The organism is Pseudomonas sp. LFS044 (assembly GCF_047978245.1).
Lineage (GTDB): Bacteria > Pseudomonadota > Gammaproteobacteria > Pseudomonadales > Pseudomonadaceae > Aquipseudomonas.
Map to the genome: position 1 here is coordinate 1 of NZ_JBFPFX010000052.1, position 15,291 is coordinate 15,291.

The following is a 15,291-nucleotide window of genomic DNA, read 5'->3' on the forward strand; positions in this document are numbered from 1 at the left end:
AACGATGCATCGCCGATGGTAGTGTGGGGTTTCCCCATGTGAGAGTAGGTCATCGTCAAGATTCATTTCGCAAAACCCCTATCTGCGCGAGCAGGTAGGGGTTTTGTCTTTCCAGCCTCCTTAGCCGGAAAGTCGGCTCCCACATTTCGAGCTGGAACACTAGAATAGAGCCGACGTACCTATTCAGAACCTCGAGATGCCCAACCCAGTCGAAACTCAAGCGTTAGAGCAGTTGCCGCTGGACGAACTGGTCGCCTGTCACGAATGCGACCTGCTGATGCGCAAGCCGACACTGCAGCACGACGAAAAAGCCCAATGCCCCCGCTGCGGCTATGAGCTGTACGCTCACCGGCACAATGTGGTCAACCGTAGCCTGGCCCTGGTGCTGACTGCGCTGCTGCTATTTGTGCCAGCCAATTTCCTGCCGATCATGCAATTGCATCTGCTTGGCCAGACTTCAGACGATACGGTGTGGAGTGGAGTGGTGGGCCTGTACAACTCGGACATGCGCGGTGTCGCAGTCGTGGTGTTCCTGTGCAGCATGGCCATTCCGTTCCTCAAGCTCCTGTGCCAACTGCTGGTACTGCTGAGCATCCGTTTGAACGTGGGTCGCAGCTATGGCCTGTTGTGTTACCGCATCTATCACCACGTGCGTGACTGGGGCATGCTCGAGGTCTACTTCATGGGTGTGCTGGTGGCGATCGTCAAGCTGGTCGATCTGGCCGAATTGACCGTGGGGCTTGGGTTGTTCTGTTTCATCAGCCTGCTGTTGATCCAGGTGTGGCTTGAAGTGGTGATGTCTCCACACCAGATATGGAGCGCGTTGTCGGGGGAGGATCTCCATGCGGGCGATTGATGCAGGCATTCTGGTCTGCAATGAGTGTCATGAACTTAACCGGCAAGACCCCGATAGCACCTCGCAGGCTTGCACGCGCTGCGGGGCCCTCGTGCATGCACGGCGCCCCAACAGCATCATACGAACCTGGGCGCTGCTGATTGCCGCTTCTATTTTGTACATCCCGGCCAACCTGCTGCCGATCATGACCGTCAGCACGCTGGGGCAGGGTAGCCCGGACACGATCATGTCGGGGGTCATTACCCTGCTCAAGCACGGCATGGTGCCAATTGCCGCCGTGGTCTTCATCGCCAGTATCCTGGTGCCCACGTTCAAGCTGGTGGGGATCGCGCTGCTGTTGTATTCGGTGCAGCGCCGCCAGCCCTTATCGGCGCGGCAACGCATCCTCATGTACCGTTTCATCGAATTCATAGGGCGCTGGTCCATGCTGGACATCTTCGTCATTGCCATCCTGGTGGCGGTGGTGAATTTCGGCCGCATTGCCAGTGTCGAAGCCAACCTGGGCGCTGTCGCCTTCGCTACTGTGGTGATACTCACGATGCTCGCTGCTTTAACTTTCGATCCCCGGCTGATCTGGGATAACACGGAGTCGGATGACGACAATGAGTGACATGCCAACGGCTAAAACCCGCCCAGCCTCCAATTGGTCGGCCATCTGGATTCTGCCGCTGATTGCACTGATGATTGGTGGCTGGCTAGCCTGGCAGGCCTATCGCGAAGCCGGCGTGGAAATCGAGGTTCGGTTCGAAAGCGGTGAGGGTATCGTCGCCAACAAGACCGAGGTGATCTTCAAGGGCATGCCGGTCGGCAAGGTAAAGAGCCTGGTGCTCGATGCCGAGGGCGAGAAGCAGGGCGTTATTGCCACCATTGAGATGAACCAGGCTGCCGAGCCCCACCTGACCAAGGGCACGCGCTTTTGGCTGGTCAAACCGAGTGTCACCCTGGCGGGCATCACCGGCCTTGAGACATTGGTGTCAGGTAATTACATTGCCGTCAGCCCTGGCGAGGGTGAGCGCACCAAGCGCTTCACCGCATTGAAGGTGGCGCCCCCGCTGTCTGACAGCGAGCCAGGCCTGCACCTCACCCTCAAGGCCGAGCGCCTGGGTTCGCTGAACCGTGACAGCCCGGTGTTCTACAAGCAGATCCAGGTTGGCCGGGTGAAGAGCTACCGCCTTTCGGAGGACCAGAGCACTGTCGAGGTCAAAGTGTTCATCGAGCCGGCCTACGCCAGCCTGGTGCGCAAACACACGCGCTTCTGGAATGCCAGTGGCATCAGCATCGATGCCGGCCTGTCCGGGGTGAAGGTGCGCAGTGAGTCGCTGTCCAGCATCGTTGCCGGCGGCATCGCCTTCGCTACCCCGGAGTACCGCAAGGACAGCCCGCCCACGGACCCAAGCCTGCCGTTCCGCCTCTATGAAGACTTCGACGCAGCTCAAGCGGGCATCCGGGTGAAGGTCAAGTTGAGCGACTACGAAGGCTTGCAGGCAGGCCGAACGCCTGTCATGTACAAGGGCATCCAGGTTGGCTCGCTGAAAACCCTCAAGATGGAAGACAACCTCGGCAGCGCCATGGCCGAACTCACGCTGGACCCGCTGACCGAAGACTATCTGGTCGATGGCACACAGTTCTGGGTGGTGAAGCCGTCCATTTCCCTGGCGGGTATCACTGGCCTCGAAGCCTTGGTCAAGGGCAATTACATCGCCATTCGCCCGGGTGAGAAGGGTGCAACACCACAACGCGAGTTCGAGGCGCGGCCCAAGGCGCCGCCGCTCGACCTCAAGGCGCCAGGCCTGCACCTGGTGCTGTTCGCCGACACCCTTGGCTCGCTGGAAGTCGGTAGCCCGGTGATGTACCGCCAGGTCAAGGTCGGCAGCGTGCAGAGTTACCAGTTTGCCCGTAACAGCAATCGCATCCTGATTGGCGTGCACATCGAAAAAGAATACGAAAAGCTGGTCAATGGCTCATCGCGCTTCTGGAACGTCAGCGGCATTACCCTCACGGGAGGCCTCTCCGGTATCAAGATAAAGAGCGAATCGCTGCAAACCTTGATGGCTGGCGGCATCGCCTTTGATACGCCGTCGCCGAATGTGGCGCTCAAACGCCATATCCCGCGCTTCCGCCTACATGACAGCCAGGAGGCGGTGAACCGCGCCGGTACGCTGATCACCATTCGTGTGGACCGTGCCGATGGCCTTAAGCCAGGCACGCCGATCCGCTTCCGCGGCCTGGACGTGGGCAGTATCGAAAGTGTCGACCTGACCAAGGACCTGCAGGCAGTGCTGCTGCGAGCACGTATCACGGAGTCGGCAGACCGTATCGCGCGGGCCGGGACGCAGTTCTGGGTGGTAAAGCCGGCCCTGGGGCTGGTGCGTACCGAGAACCTGGATACGCTGATTGGCGGGCAGTACCTGGAAGTGCAGCCTGCAGTGAAGGACAAGGGGCCGCAGCGGGATTTCATCGCCCTGGCCGAAGCGCCTGAGGTAAAAGGTGAGGAGGTCGGCCTGCCACTGACCCTCAGCGCCCCGCGGCGTGGCTCGATCAAGCCTGGCGTGCCGGTGACCTACCGTGAAGTCGCGGTGGGCAAGGTGACGGGCTTCGAGCTGGGCCAGACCGCAGATCGCGTGCTGATTCACATCCTGATCGAGCCGCGTTATGCCGCCTTGGTACGTGGCGGCAGCCGGTTCTGGAACAGCAGTGGCTTCGGTTTCGACTGGGGCTTGTTCAAAGGTGCCACCGTGCGTACCGAGTCGCTGGAAACGCTCATTGATGGGGGCATTGCCTTCGCCACGCCAGACGGCGAGCAGATGGGCAACCCAGCGCGGCCGCAGCAGACCTTTGCCCTGTTCGACAAGCCGGAGGACACCTGGCTGCAGTGGGCGCCGAAGATTCAGATCGCCAGGTGATACACCAGCGGGGCTGCCAAGTGCAGCCCCGCATTTTTGTTGCCCGTGCATAAATCGCAGGCAATAAAAAACCGACCCTAGGGCCGGTTTTTCGACTAAAGCGTCGCTTAGGCAGCTGCAGCTTCTTTCAGCGCCTTGATGTGGCCATTCAGACGGCCTTTGTGGCGAGCAGCTTTGTTCTTGTGGATGATACCTTTGTCGGCCATACGGTCGATTACAGGTACAGCCAGAACGTAAGCGGCTTGCGCTTTATCGGCGTCTTTTGCGTCGATGGCTTTAACTACATTCTTGATGTAGGTGCGGACCATGGAACGCAGGCTGGCGTTGTGGCTGCGACGCTTCTCAGCCTGTTTTGCACGTTTCTTGGCGGAAGGTGTGTTGGCCACCGTCGAGCTCCTCGAAAGACTTTAGGTAAATAGCAAACAAAATAGGCCGCGAATCATGCCGATCACTTGAACGGATGTCAAGGCCACCTGCAAGGTTCCGCCGAGCGGCGCACCAACAGGAGGGAAATATTCCTTTCTGCTGCACGACCTGTAAACTCGGGAATTTTTGGCTCCCCTGCGAAGGCGCGGGAGTATCGCACATTCGGACGCTGTCTGGCAGCGTCCTCTGCCCTTGGCGTGAATCTTTTCGATGAACCTGCTCAAATCCCTGGCTGCAGTCAGTTCCATCACCATGGTTTCCCGGGTGCTGGGTTTCGTGCGCGATACCATCCTGGCCCGTGTTTTCGGTGCCGGCATCGCCACCGATGCCTTCTTCATCGCCTTCAAGCTGCCCAACCTGCTGCGGCGTATTTTTGCCGAGGGCGCGTTTTCCCAGGCGTTCGTGCCGATTCTGGCCGAGTACAAGACCCAGCAGGGCGATGAGGCGACGCGCACCTTCATTGCCTATGTCAGCGGCCTGCTGACGCTGATCCTTGCCCTGGTCACGGTGATCGGCATCTTCGCCGCACCCTGGGTGGTGTGGGCCACCGCGCCAGGCTTTGTCGACAGTACCGAGAAATACCAGCTGACCACCGACCTGCTGCGGGTCACCTTTCCTTATATATTGCTGATCTCTCTGTCGTCCCTGGCGGGGGCGATCCTCAATACCTGGAACCGCTTCTCGGTCCCGGCGTTCACGCCAACCTTGCTCAATGTGGCGATGATCATCTTCGCCGTGCTGCTGACGCCGTACTTCGATCCACCGATCATGGCGCTGGCCTGGGGCGTGCTGGCCGGCGGCCTGGCGCAGTTGCTGTACCAGCTGCCAGCGCTGAAGAAGATCGGCATGCTCGTGCTGCCGCGGATCAACCTGCGGGACAGCGGCGTGTGGCGGGTACTCAAGCAGATGCTGCCAGCCATCCTCGGCGTTTCCGTCAGCCAGATTTCGCTGATCATCAACACCATTTTCGCCTCCTTCCTGGTGGCTGGCTCGGTGTCGTGGATGTACTACGCCGACCGCCTGATGGAGCTGCCATCGGGTGTGCTTGGCGTAGCCCTGGGCACCATTTTGCTGCCGACCCTGGCCAAGACCTACGCCAACAAGGACCGTGAGGAGTATTCGCGGATTCTCGACTGGGGCCTGCGCCTGTGCTTCCTGCTGGTGCTGCCGTGCACTCTGGCCCTGGCTATCCTTGCCGAGCCGCTGACCGTCGCGCTGTTCCAATATGGCAAGTTCACCGCGTTCGATGCGGCGATGACCCAGCGCGCCCTGATCGCCTATTCGGTAGGCCTGTTGGCAATCATTCTGGTCAAGGTACTGGCACCGGGCTTCTATGCGCAGCAGAATATCCGTACGCCGGTGCGCATCGCGATCTTCACCCTGGTCTGCACCCAATTGTTCAACCTGGCCCTGGTCGGCCCACTGCAGCACGCCGGCCTTGCCCTGGCGATCAGCCTGGGTGCCTGCCTCAATGCTGGCCTGCTGTTCTGGAAGCTGCGCAGCAAGCAGCTGTTCCAACCTCAGCCGGGCTGGATGATGTTCCTGCTCAAGCTGGTGTTTGCGGTGACCTTGATGGTGGCGGTACTGCTGGTGGGCATGCATTACCTGCCAGCCTGGGAGCAGGGCAACATGTTTGAACGGTTCATGCGCCTGGGGGCGTTGATCGCGGCAGGTATCGTGACCTATTTCGGTTGCCTGTACCTGTGCGGCTTCAGGCCTCGGCACTTCGCCCGCAAGGCCCTGCACTGAGCTAGAAAGCGGGTCAGGCGTCGGTTTTTCCTATTCCACACCACCCCCGGGCGCTGCTGCCTGTCACCGGCGCCCGGGTGTGGTTATAATCGGCCACTTTATGAGCAAGAAGCGCGTTATGCAGCTGGTTCGAGGTCTTCACAACCTGCGCCCCGAGCACCGGGGCTGTGTCGCCACCATTGGCAACTTCGACGGGGTTCACCGCGGCCACCAGGCGATCCTGGCGCGCCTGCGCGAGCGCGGCCAGGCGCTTGGCCTGCCGACCTGCGTGGTGATCTTCGAGCCGCAGCCGCGCGAGTACTTCGCCCCGGACACCGCACCGGCCCGCCTGGCGCGCCTGCGCGACAAGGTCGAACTGCTGGCCGCTGAGGGCATTGATCGGGTGCTGTGCCTGGCTTTCAATCAGCGCCTGAGCAAGCTCAGCGCCGATGAGTTCGTCAAGGCGATCCTGGTCGACGGCCTGGGCGTGCGCCACCTTGAAGTGGGCGACGACTTCCGCTTCGGCTGCGACCGCGCCGGCGATTTCGCCTTCCTGATCGAAGCCGGCAAGCAGTATGGCTTCTCTGTCGAAGCCGCGAACACGGTGATCCAGGACGGCCTGCGAGTCAGCAGCACCGAGGTGCGCAAGGCGCTGTCCGAAGGCAACTTCGAGCTCGCCGAGCATCTGCTGGGCCGCCCATACCGCATTAGCGGGCGTGTCCTCCACGGCCAGAAGCTGGCCCGCCAGCTCGGCACACCCACCGCCAACATCCAGCTCAAGCGCCGCCGCGTGCCGCTGTCCGGGGTTTACCTGGCCAGCATCGAAATCGACGGCAAGGCCTGGCCGGGTGTCGGCAACATTGGTGTACGCCCCACCGTGGCCGGTGACGGCCGCCCGCACCTCGAGATTCATCTACTGGATTATGCCGGCGATCTGTATGGCCGGCGCCTGACGGTGGAATTCCACCACAAGCTGCGTGAAGAGCAGCGATTCGCCTCCCTGGAGGCGCTGAAGTCGGCGATCGATGCGGATATCGCCGCCGCACGTGCACATTGGCACGCTCAACCGCTAACGAAGAGCCTGAAATGACCGACTACAAAGCCACGCTTAACCTTCCGGACACCGCCTTCCCCATGAAGGCCGGCCTGCCTCAGCGCGAACCGCAGATCCTGCAGCGCTGGGACAGCATTGGCCTGTACCAGAAGCTGCGCGAAATTGGCAAGGATCGTCCGAAGTTCGTCCTGCACGACGGCCCGCCCTATGCCAACGGCAAGATTCACATCGGTCATGCGCTGAACAAGATTCTCAAGGACATGATCGTCCGCTCCAAGACCCTGGCAGGCTTCGATGCGCCGTACGTGCCGGGTTGGGACTGCCACGGCCTGCCGATCGAGCACAAGGTCGAGGTCACCCATGGCAAGCACCTGACCGCCGACCGCACCCGCGAGCTGTGCCGCGAGTACGCGGCCGAGCAGATCGAAGGGCAGAAGACCGAGTTCATCCGCCTGGGTGTGCTGGGCGACTGGGACAACCCGTACAAGACCATGAACTTCGCCAACGAGGCCGGTGAAATCCGCGCGCTGGCCGAGATGGTCAAGCAAGGCTTCGTGTTCAAGGGCCTCAAGCCTGTGAACTGGTGCTTCGATTGCGGTTCGGCGCTGGCCGAAGCCGAAGTCGAATACGCCGACAAGAAGTCGCAGACCATCGACGTGGCCTTCCCGGTCGCCGACGCCGACAAGCTGGCCGCCGCGTTCGGCCTGGCTTCGCTGCCCAAGCCTGCCGCCATCGTGATCTGGACCACCACTGCCTGGACCATCCCCGCCAACCAGGCGCTGAACATCCACCCGGAGTTCAAGTACGCCCTGGTCGATACTGGCGAGCGTCTGCTGGTGCTGGCCGAAGAGCTGGTCGAGTCGTGCCTCAAGCGCTACAACCTGGAAGGCGCGGTCATCGCCACTGCCCAAGGTTCGGCCCTGGAGCTGATCAACTTCCGCCACCCGTTCTATGACCGCCTGTCGCCGATCTACCTGGCTGACTACGTCGAACTGGGCGCTGGCACCGGTGTGGTTCACTCCGCGCCTGCCTACGGTGAAGACGACTTCGTCACCTGCAAGCGCTACGGCATGGTCAACGACGACATCCTCACCCCAGTGCAGAGCAACGGCGTGTACGTCGAGTCGCTGGAGTTCTTCGGCGGCCAGTTCATCTGGAAGGCCAACCCGGCCATCATCGAAAAGCTCAGCGAAGCCGGTGCGCTGATGCACACCGAAACCATCAGCCACAGCTACATGCACTGCTGGCGCCACAAGACCCCGCTGATCTACCGTGCCACCGCGCAGTGGTTCGTCGGCATGGACAAGCAGCCCACCACTGGCGAACCGCTGCGTGAGCGCGCGCTCAAGGCCATCGAAGACACCAAGTTCGTCCCGGCCTGGGGCCAGGCGCGCCTGCATTCGATGATCGCCAACCGCCCCGACTGGTGCATCTCGCGTCAGCGCAACTGGGGCGTGCCGATCCCGTTCTTCCTGCACAAGCAGACCGGCGAGCTGCACCCGCGTACCGTCGAGCTGATGGAAGCGGTGGCCAAGCGTGTCGAGCAGGAGGGCATCGAAGCCTGGTTCAAGCTGGACGCCGCCGAACTGATCGGTGACGAAGCGGGCCAGTACGACAAGATCACCGACACCCTCGACGTGTGGTTCGACTCCGGCACCACGCACTGGCACGTGCTGCGTGGCTCGCATGACATCGGCCACGCCACCGGCCCGGTCGCCGACCTGTACCTGGAAGGCTCCGACCAGCACCGCGGCTGGTTCCACTCGTCGTTGCTCACCGGTTGCGCCATCGACAACCACGCGCCGTACCGCGAGCTGCTGACCCACGGCTTCACCGTGGACGAGAACGGCCGCAAGATGTCCAAGTCGCTGGGTAACACCATCGAGCCGGAAAAGGTCAACAACACTCTGGGCGCCGACATCCTGCGCCTGTGGGTTTCGGCCACCGACTACTCCGGTGAAATGGCGGTTTCCGAGCAGATCCTGCAGCGCAGCGCCGATGCCTACCGCCGCATCCGTAACACCGCGCGCTTCCTGCTCTCCAACCTGTCCGGCTTCGACCCGGCCCGCGACCTGCTGGCCCCCGAAGACATGCTGGCCCTGGACCGTTGGGCGGTGGACCGTGCCCTGCTGCTGCAGCGCGAGCTGGAAGAGCACTACAGCGAGTACCGTTTCTGGAACGTCTACTCGAAGATCCACAACTTCTGCGTGCAAGAGCTGGGTGGCTTCTACCTCGACATCATCAAGGACCGCCAGTACACCACTGGCGCCAACAGTGTCGCCCGCCGTTCCTGCCAGACCGCGCTGTACCACATCAGCGAGGCGCTGGTGCGCTGGATCGCGCCGATCCTGGCCTTCACCGCCGACGAAATCTGGCAGTACCTGCCGGGCGAGCGTAACGAGTCGGTGATGCTCAACGGTTGGTACCAGGGCCTGAGCGAGCTGCCGGAAGGCATCGAGCTGGACCGTGCCTACTGGGACCGCGTGATGGCGGTCAAGGCAGCCGTCAACAAGGAGCTGGAAAACCAGCGTACCGCCAAAGTCATCGGCGGCAACCTGCAGGCCGAAGTCACCCTGTTTGCCGAAGATGGCCTGAGCGCCGACCTGGCGAAGCTGGGCGACGAACTGCGCTTCGTGCTGATCACCTCCGCTGCCAGCGTGGTGCCGTTCGCGCAAGCGCCGGCCGAAGCGGTGGCCACCGAGGTCGAGGGCCTCAAGCTGCAAGTGGTCAAGTCCGGCCACGCCAAGTGCGGCCGTTGCTGGCACTTCCGCGCCGACGTCGGCAGCCACGCAGAGCACCCGGAAATCTGCAGCCGTTGCGTCGACAACCTGACCGGCTCCGGTGAGGTGCGCCACTATGCCTAACCCTGCTGCTGGGCGCTTCGGGCGCCTTGGCTGGCTCTGGCTCAGCCTGTTGGTCCTGGTCCTCGACCAGGCCAGCAAGCTGTATTTCAACAACGCCCTGAGCATGTACCAGCAGATCGTGGTCATCCCTGACTACTTCAGCTGGACCTTGGCCTACAACACCGGCGCGGCGTTCAGCTTCCTGGCCGACAGCTCCGGCTGGCAGCGCTGGCTGTTCGCCCTGATCGCCGTGGCGGTCAGTGCGGTGCTGGTGGTGTGGCTCAAGCGCCTGGGGCGCAACGAGACCTGGCTGGCCGTGGCCTTGGCGTTAGTGCTTGGCGGTGCGCTGGGCAACCTGTACGACCGCATCGTGCTGGGCCACGTGGTCGATTTCATTCTGGTGCACTGGAAGAATATTCATCACTTCCCGGCCTTCAACCTGGCCGACAGCGCTATTACCGTTGGCGCGGTGATGCTGGCGCTGGATATGTTCAAGAGCAAGAAGTCCGAGGATCCGGTCCATGACTGACACCCGTATCGGCCAGAACACCGAAGTCACCCTGCACTTCGCGCTGCACCTGGAAAACGGCGACACCGTCGACAGCACGTTCGACAAGGCCCCGGCCACCTTCAAGGTCGGCGACGGCAACCTGTTGCCCGGCTTCGAGACCGCGCTGTTCGGTTTCAAGGCCGGTGACAAGCGCACTGTAGTAGTGGCCCCGGAGAATGCCTTCGGCCAGCCCAACCCGCAGAACGTGCAGGTCATGCCAAGGTCCAACTTCGAGGGCATGGAGCTTTCCGAAGGGCTGCTGATCATCTTCAACGATGCCGCCAACACCGAGCTGCCAGGTGTGGTCAAGGCGTTCGATGACGACCAGGTGACCATCGACTTCAATCACCCACTGGCTGGCAAGACCCTGACCTTCGAGGTGGAGATCCTCGAGGTGAAGGCCCTGTAAGCCTGGAGCCGAGCATGCAAATCAAACTCGCCAACCCTCGCGGCTTCTGCGCGGGGGTCGACCGGGCGATCGAGATCGTCAACCGTGCGCTGGAAGTCTTCGGCCCGCCGATCTACGTGCGTCATGAAGTGGTGCACAACAAGTTCGTGGTGGAAGACCTGCGCAACCGTGGCGCCATCTTCGTCGAAGAGCTGGACCAGGTGCCTGACGACGTCATCGTCATCTTCAGTGCCCATGGTGTTTCCCAGGCCGTGCGCCAGGAAGCCGCTGGCCGTGGCCTGAAGGTGTTCGACGCCACTTGCCCGCTGGTGACCAAGGTGCATATCGAGGTCGCCAAGTACAGCCGCGACGGCCGAGAGTGCATCCTCATCGGCCACGAAGGGCACCCGGAAGTCGAAGGCACCATGGGCCAGTACGACGCCAGCAATGGCGGCGCCATCTACCTCGTCGAAGACGAGGACGATGTCGCCAAGCTGCAGGTACGCGACCCGGACCACTTGGCTTTCGTCACCCAGACCACGCTGTCAATGGATGACACCAGCCGCGTCATCGACGCCCTGCGCGCACGCTTCCCGAATATCGGCGGCCCGCGCAAGGACGACATCTGCTATGCCACCCAGAACCGCCAGGACGCGGTCAAGCAACTGGCGGGCGAGTGCGACGTGGTGCTGGTGGTGGGCAGCCCCAACAGCTCCAACTCCAACCGCCTGCGCGAGCTGGCCGAACGCATGGGTACACCGGCCTATCTGATCGATGGCGCCGAGGACATGCAGCGCAGCTGGTTCGACCAGGCCGCGCGGATCGGCATCACTGCCGGCGCTTCGGCCCCCGAAGTGCTGGTGCGTGGCGTGATCGACCAGCTCAAGGGCTGGGGCGCGACTGGCGCCGAAGAGCTCGATGGGCGCCCGGAGAACATCACGTTCTCCATGCCCAAAGAGCTGCGGGTTCGCTCGCTGATCTGATCAGGGCGCTGCGCACAGTGAGCTCTCCGGCTCACCTGTGCGCAGGCTGATCCTGCCGCTGGTTGCCAGCACCACCCGGTGCTGGCTGGTTGCAGAAGCACGTTCGCAGACTTCCAGCCGCCCACCTGCAAAATTGTTGTTCCTGCCCAGTGGTACGCCCAGTGCGCTGAACTTCACCTGGCTTCCGGTATTGGCTTTGATCTGCAATGGCCGGGATAGACGGTGCTCGCGCAGCAATTGTTGATTGTGTTCGAGCAGCACGCGCCAGCCATTCCCCCAGTTGTTGTCCAAAGATTGCACCAGTACCGCCTGGCCTTGGAGCATTGCGTGGCTGCGTGCGCTACGCAACGCCTGGGCAAGGTCACGGGCTACCGCCGCTCGTTGTAAGTCGTCGCTCAATCTGGCGTAGGCGGGCATGCCCAGCTGTGTCAGTAGCATCGCTACAGCCAGTACAAACATGATTTGTACCAGTGTTACACCCTGTTGCTTCACCGTGCATTCCTCCGCAAAAGTGCTTGGCTTTTAGCTTCACGGGGGCTGGGCCGCCGGTACAGTCGCCATGTGCTCGGCAGTCGCGGGAAATGTCGCAGGAGGTGCAAGGATGCACGCAAGACAACGGGGCCTGACGTTGCTGGAAGTGATGCTGGCCGTGGTGGTGGTTGCCTTGGGCCTGTTCGCTGCGGCGGCTTTGCAGGTCCAGGCATCGCAGGCCACTGACGCAGCGCGGCGCGAGGTGCAGGGGGCGCTGGCCGAGCATGCCCTGCATGAACGGACCAGGGCAGCAGGCACGCTGACAGTGCGCCAGCCATGAGGGGTAAACAGAGAGGTTTCGGCCTGGTCGAAGCGATACTGGCACTCGGCATCGGGCTGATGCTGCTCACGGCAGCCGGCCAGCTGTTCGTCTCTGCTCATCAGAGTTGGCGGCTACAGGACGCGGCCCTGCGCATGCAGGCAGACGCCCGTTTGGCGTTACTGCGCATGGCCCAGGATATTCGTATGGCCGGCATGTTCGGTTGCTTGCGCCTGGAGCCTGGCGAATTCAAAGACCCGGCCGCGCGGGATGCCTTTGCCCAACCCTTGCAGGTGGGGCCGGCCAGCCTGAGCCTCGTGGTGGCAGAACTGCCCGGGCACTCTGGGGCGCCGGACTGGACCCTGGTGACCGACTGCGTGAACGAGGTTCAGGTGCACAAGGCACGTGTTGGCCCGGGCGGGGGCCTGCCGTTGGCGTTTCCCATCAGCCGCCATCATTACCAGCTCGACGGCAGCGTTCTGCGGTTCGGGCGGCGTAACAACACTCAGCCGTTGGTGGATCATGTACGAGAAATGCGCGTTGAGCATGTGAAGGCGCACGGCGGCGAACGGATAGACGTGCAACTGACGTTATTCGACCCGGCCTTGCAGATCGAGCAGCGCTACGACCTGAGCGTGGCGCTGCGCAACCCGGTTGCCGAGCCATGAAGCGCCAGCGCGGGGTGGTGCTCCTGCTGGCGCTGGTCCTTAGCCTGCTGCTGGGTTTGCTGGCGGCATCCGCCCTGCGCGATGCCCTGGTGGAAACACGCATGGCCGGTCACCTGCGTGAAGGTTTGAAGGCGTTGGAACAGGCAGAGGCCACACTGCTGGCCGGTGAAGCGCAATTGCAAACTGCGCCGCCAGGGTTATGCCAGGCGTGCCTTGCGCCGGCGCATCCTCACGACCTGCAAGGCCAGTGGCACGCCAGCGCGGACGGGTTCTTCCAGCTACAAAACCTCGGCATAAGCACCCGCGCCTTGCACATGCCCGAAGGTGACCCGGTCACGCTGTACAGGGTTACCGCCGTCAGCCGGCAACTTGAATCAAGGCAGGTGCTGGAGTCGATCTACGCCATCCCCGCCGCTCAAGCACAAGCGCCGCGGCGCATCCTGTGGCGGCAAAGGCTCAGGGAGGGCTGACATGCAACGCGGCCTGAGCCTGATCGAGTTGTTGATTGTCGTGGCCGTCACCGGCATTCTGGCAGCCATTGCCTACCCCAGTTACAGCGACCAGCTCAGGCGAGCCGCACGCAGCGAAGTGGTTGGCCTGCTGCATGACGCAGCCCTGCGCCTGGAGCGCCATCGCCTGCGCACCGGCCAATACGCCGAGGGCGACCCGGCGTTGCCCACTGCCAACCGTCATTACAGCCTGCAGGCCCAGCGCGGCAGCGATACCTTCACGCTGCGTGCTCGGCGGCTGCCGCATGGCCTGATGGCCGACGATCGCTGTGGCGACTTTGAGCTCGACCAGGCCGGCGTGCAGAGCAATCCCGGTGCCGGCGAGGCCAGCGAGCGTTGTTGGGGAAGCTGAAGGTTCAATGATGCCCGTGCATCGCGGTTTTACTTCAGGTGTTGGATCGACAGATGAGCAAGCAAGTAGTGGTGGTCGGTGGCGGGGTGATAGGCCTGCTGACGGCGTTCAACCTGGCGGCGAAGGTCGGCCAGGTGGTGGTATGCGACCAGGGCGAAGTTGGCCGTGAGTCGTCCTGGGCGGGTGGCGGCATCGTCTCGCCGCTGTACCCCTGGCGCTACAGCCCGGCAGTGACTGCGCTGGCGCACTGGTCGCAGGACTTTTATCCACAGCTGGGCGAGCGCCTGTTCGCCAGCACCGGCATCGACCCTGAAGTGCATACCACCGGCTTGTACTGGCTCGACCTGGACGACGAGGCCGAAGCCCTGGCGTGGGCGCAACGCGAGCGCCGGCCACTCAGTGCCGTGGATATTTCGGCGGTTTATGACGCAGTGCCGGTAATGGGCCCAGGCTTCAAGCACGCCATCCACATGGCAGGCGTGGCCAACGTGCGCAACCCACGGCTGGTGAAAGCGCTCAAGGCGGCGCTGCTGGCATTGCCCAACGTGACTTTGCGTGAACACTGCCAAATCACCGGCTTCGTTGAGGATAGCGGGCGCGTGACCGGCGTGCTGACGGCAGACGGCGTGCTGCAGGCCGATGAAGTGGTGCTCAGTGCTGGCGCCTGGAGTGGCGACCTGCTGCGCACCCTAGGCCTTGAGCTGCCGGTGGAGCCGGTGAAGGGCCAGATGATCCTGTTCAAGTGCGCCGAGGACTTCTTGCCGAGCATGGTGCTGGCCAAGGGGCGTTACGCGATCCCCCGCCGTGACGGGCACATCCTGGTGGGCAGCACGCTGGAGCATGCCGGGTACGACAAAACCCCGACCGAGGATGCGCTGGCGAGCCTGAAGGCTTCGGCGGTGGAGCTGTTGCCGGCGCTCAAGGATGCGACTGTCGTGGGGCACTGGGCCGGGCTGCGGCCGGGGTCGCCTGAAGGTGTCCCGTATATCGGGCCTGTGCCGGGGTATGACGGGCTGTGGTTGAACTGCGGGCATTACCGCAATGGGCTGGTGCTGGCGCCTGCTTCGTGTCAGTTGTTTACCGATTTGCTGACGGGCGCTGCGCCAATCATTGATCCTGCGCCGTATGCCCCGGCCGGGCGTCTGGGCTGAGATCGCCGGGGCCGCTTGGCGGCCCAATCGCCGGCAAGCCGGCTCCCACAGTGACAGCGTTGCTCTCAAGTGCTGCGCTGTACCTGTAGG

At 62.7% G+C, this 15,291-nt stretch carries 16 protein-coding genes; 14 read left to right on the plus strand and 2 right to left on the minus strand.

All coding sequences use genetic code 11. The features are described 5' to 3' along the window. Nucleotides 1–196: 196 nt before the first annotated feature. The 3 genes from ACNQPL_RS26225 to ACNQPL_RS26235 are packed head-to-tail and all read left to right on the plus strand — an operon-like array spanning nt 197 to nt 3,759. Entirely contained in the window at nt 197–856 is a 660-nt protein-coding gene (locus tag ACNQPL_RS26225; RefSeq protein ID WP_346615874.1) for a paraquat-inducible protein A, read from the plus strand. Then, entirely contained in the window at nt 843–1,466 is a 624-nt protein-coding gene (locus tag ACNQPL_RS26230; protein WP_346615875.1) for a paraquat-inducible protein A, read from the plus strand. The genes ACNQPL_RS26225 and ACNQPL_RS26230 overlap by 14 nt, the downstream gene beginning before the upstream one ends. Continuing rightward, nucleotides 1,459–3,759, plus strand: a complete 2,301-nt coding sequence (locus ACNQPL_RS26235; protein ID WP_346615923.1) for a PqiB family protein — start codon at nt 1,459–1,461, stop codon at nt 3,757–3,759. Before ACNQPL_RS26230 ends, ACNQPL_RS26235 begins: the two co-directional genes overlap by 8 nt. A gap of 107 nt (nt 3,760–3,866) precedes the next feature. On the opposite strand, the gene rpsT is transcribed toward ACNQPL_RS26235, so the two are convergent. Continuing rightward, nucleotides 3,867–4,145, minus strand: coding sequence for a 30S ribosomal protein S20 (rpsT, locus tag ACNQPL_RS26240; RefSeq protein WP_016484776.1), 279 nt, complete (start codon nt 4,143–4,145; stop codon nt 3,867–3,869). Between the two features lie 250 nt (nt 4,146–4,395). On the opposite strand from rpsT, the gene murJ reads away from it, so the two are divergent. From murJ to ispH, 6 genes are all read left to right on the plus strand, one after another. Next, entirely contained in the window at nt 4,396–5,934 is a 1,539-nt protein-coding gene (gene murJ / locus ACNQPL_RS26245) for a murein biosynthesis integral membrane protein MurJ (protein WP_346615876.1), read from the plus strand. 118 nt (nt 5,935–6,052) lie between these two features. Then, nucleotides 6,053–7,003, plus strand: coding sequence for a bifunctional riboflavin kinase/FAD synthetase (gene ribF, locus ACNQPL_RS26250; RefSeq protein ID WP_346615877.1), 951 nt, complete (start codon nt 6,053–6,055; stop codon nt 7,001–7,003). Further along, complete coding sequence (gene ileS / locus ACNQPL_RS26255; protein ID WP_416468348.1) at nt 7,000–9,831, plus strand: isoleucine--tRNA ligase; 2,832 nt, start codon at nt 7,000–7,002, stop codon at nt 9,829–9,831. Before ribF ends, ileS begins: the two co-directional genes overlap by 4 nt. Then, nucleotides 9,824–10,339: a signal peptidase II gene (gene lspA / locus ACNQPL_RS26260; protein ID WP_346615879.1), complete on the plus strand. Its 516-nt coding sequence runs from the start codon at nt 9,824–9,826 to the stop codon at nt 10,337–10,339. Before ileS ends, lspA begins: the two co-directional genes overlap by 8 nt. Beyond that, complete coding sequence (gene fkpB, locus ACNQPL_RS26265) at nt 10,332–10,769, plus strand: FKBP-type peptidyl-prolyl cis-trans isomerase (RefSeq protein ID WP_317661056.1); 438 nt, start codon at nt 10,332–10,334, stop codon at nt 10,767–10,769. The genes lspA and fkpB overlap by 8 nt, the downstream gene beginning before the upstream one ends. A 14-nt stretch (nt 10,770–10,783) precedes the next feature. Further along, a complete protein-coding gene (ispH, locus tag ACNQPL_RS26270; protein WP_346615881.1) occupies nt 10,784–11,731 on the plus strand; it encodes a 4-hydroxy-3-methylbut-2-enyl diphosphate reductase in 948 nt (315 codons plus the stop codon). Here ispH and ACNQPL_RS26275 read toward each other — a convergent pair whose 3' ends face one another. Beyond that, the gene (locus tag ACNQPL_RS26275; protein ID WP_346615882.1) at nt 11,732–12,223 is read right to left on the minus strand and encodes a GspH/FimT family pseudopilin; all 492 of its coding nucleotides are present in this window, start codon (nt 12,221–12,223) and stop codon (nt 11,732–11,734) included. Nucleotides 12,224–12,332: 109 nt separating this feature from the next. Between ACNQPL_RS26275 and ACNQPL_RS26280 the strand changes: the two genes are divergently transcribed. The 5 genes from ACNQPL_RS26280 to thiO are packed head-to-tail and all read left to right on the plus strand — an operon-like array spanning nt 12,333 to nt 15,201. Further along, the gene (locus ACNQPL_RS26280; protein ID WP_346615883.1) at nt 12,333–12,542 is read left to right on the plus strand and encodes a prepilin-type N-terminal cleavage/methylation domain-containing protein; all 210 of its coding nucleotides are present in this window, start codon (nt 12,333–12,335) and stop codon (nt 12,540–12,542) included. After that, nucleotides 12,539–13,189: a PilW family protein gene (locus tag ACNQPL_RS26285; protein WP_416468349.1), complete on the plus strand. Its 651-nt coding sequence runs from the start codon at nt 12,539–12,541 to the stop codon at nt 13,187–13,189. Before ACNQPL_RS26280 ends, ACNQPL_RS26285 begins: the two co-directional genes overlap by 4 nt. Next, the gene (locus ACNQPL_RS26290) at nt 13,186–13,659 is read left to right on the plus strand and encodes a hypothetical protein (protein ID WP_416468350.1); all 474 of its coding nucleotides are present in this window, start codon (nt 13,186–13,188) and stop codon (nt 13,657–13,659) included. Before ACNQPL_RS26285 ends, ACNQPL_RS26290 begins: the two co-directional genes overlap by 4 nt. Before the next feature lies 1 nt (nt 13,660). Continuing rightward, nucleotides 13,661–14,050 (plus strand): type IV pilin protein, encoded by a 390-nt coding sequence (locus tag ACNQPL_RS26295; protein ID WP_387528866.1) that lies wholly within the window; start codon nt 13,661–13,663, stop codon nt 14,048–14,050. Nucleotides 14,051–14,103: 53 nt separating this feature from the next. Next, nucleotides 14,104–15,201, plus strand: coding sequence for a glycine oxidase ThiO (gene thiO / locus ACNQPL_RS26300; RefSeq protein WP_416468351.1), 1,098 nt, complete (start codon nt 14,104–14,106; stop codon nt 15,199–15,201). Nucleotides 15,202–15,291: the final 90 nt, after the last annotated feature.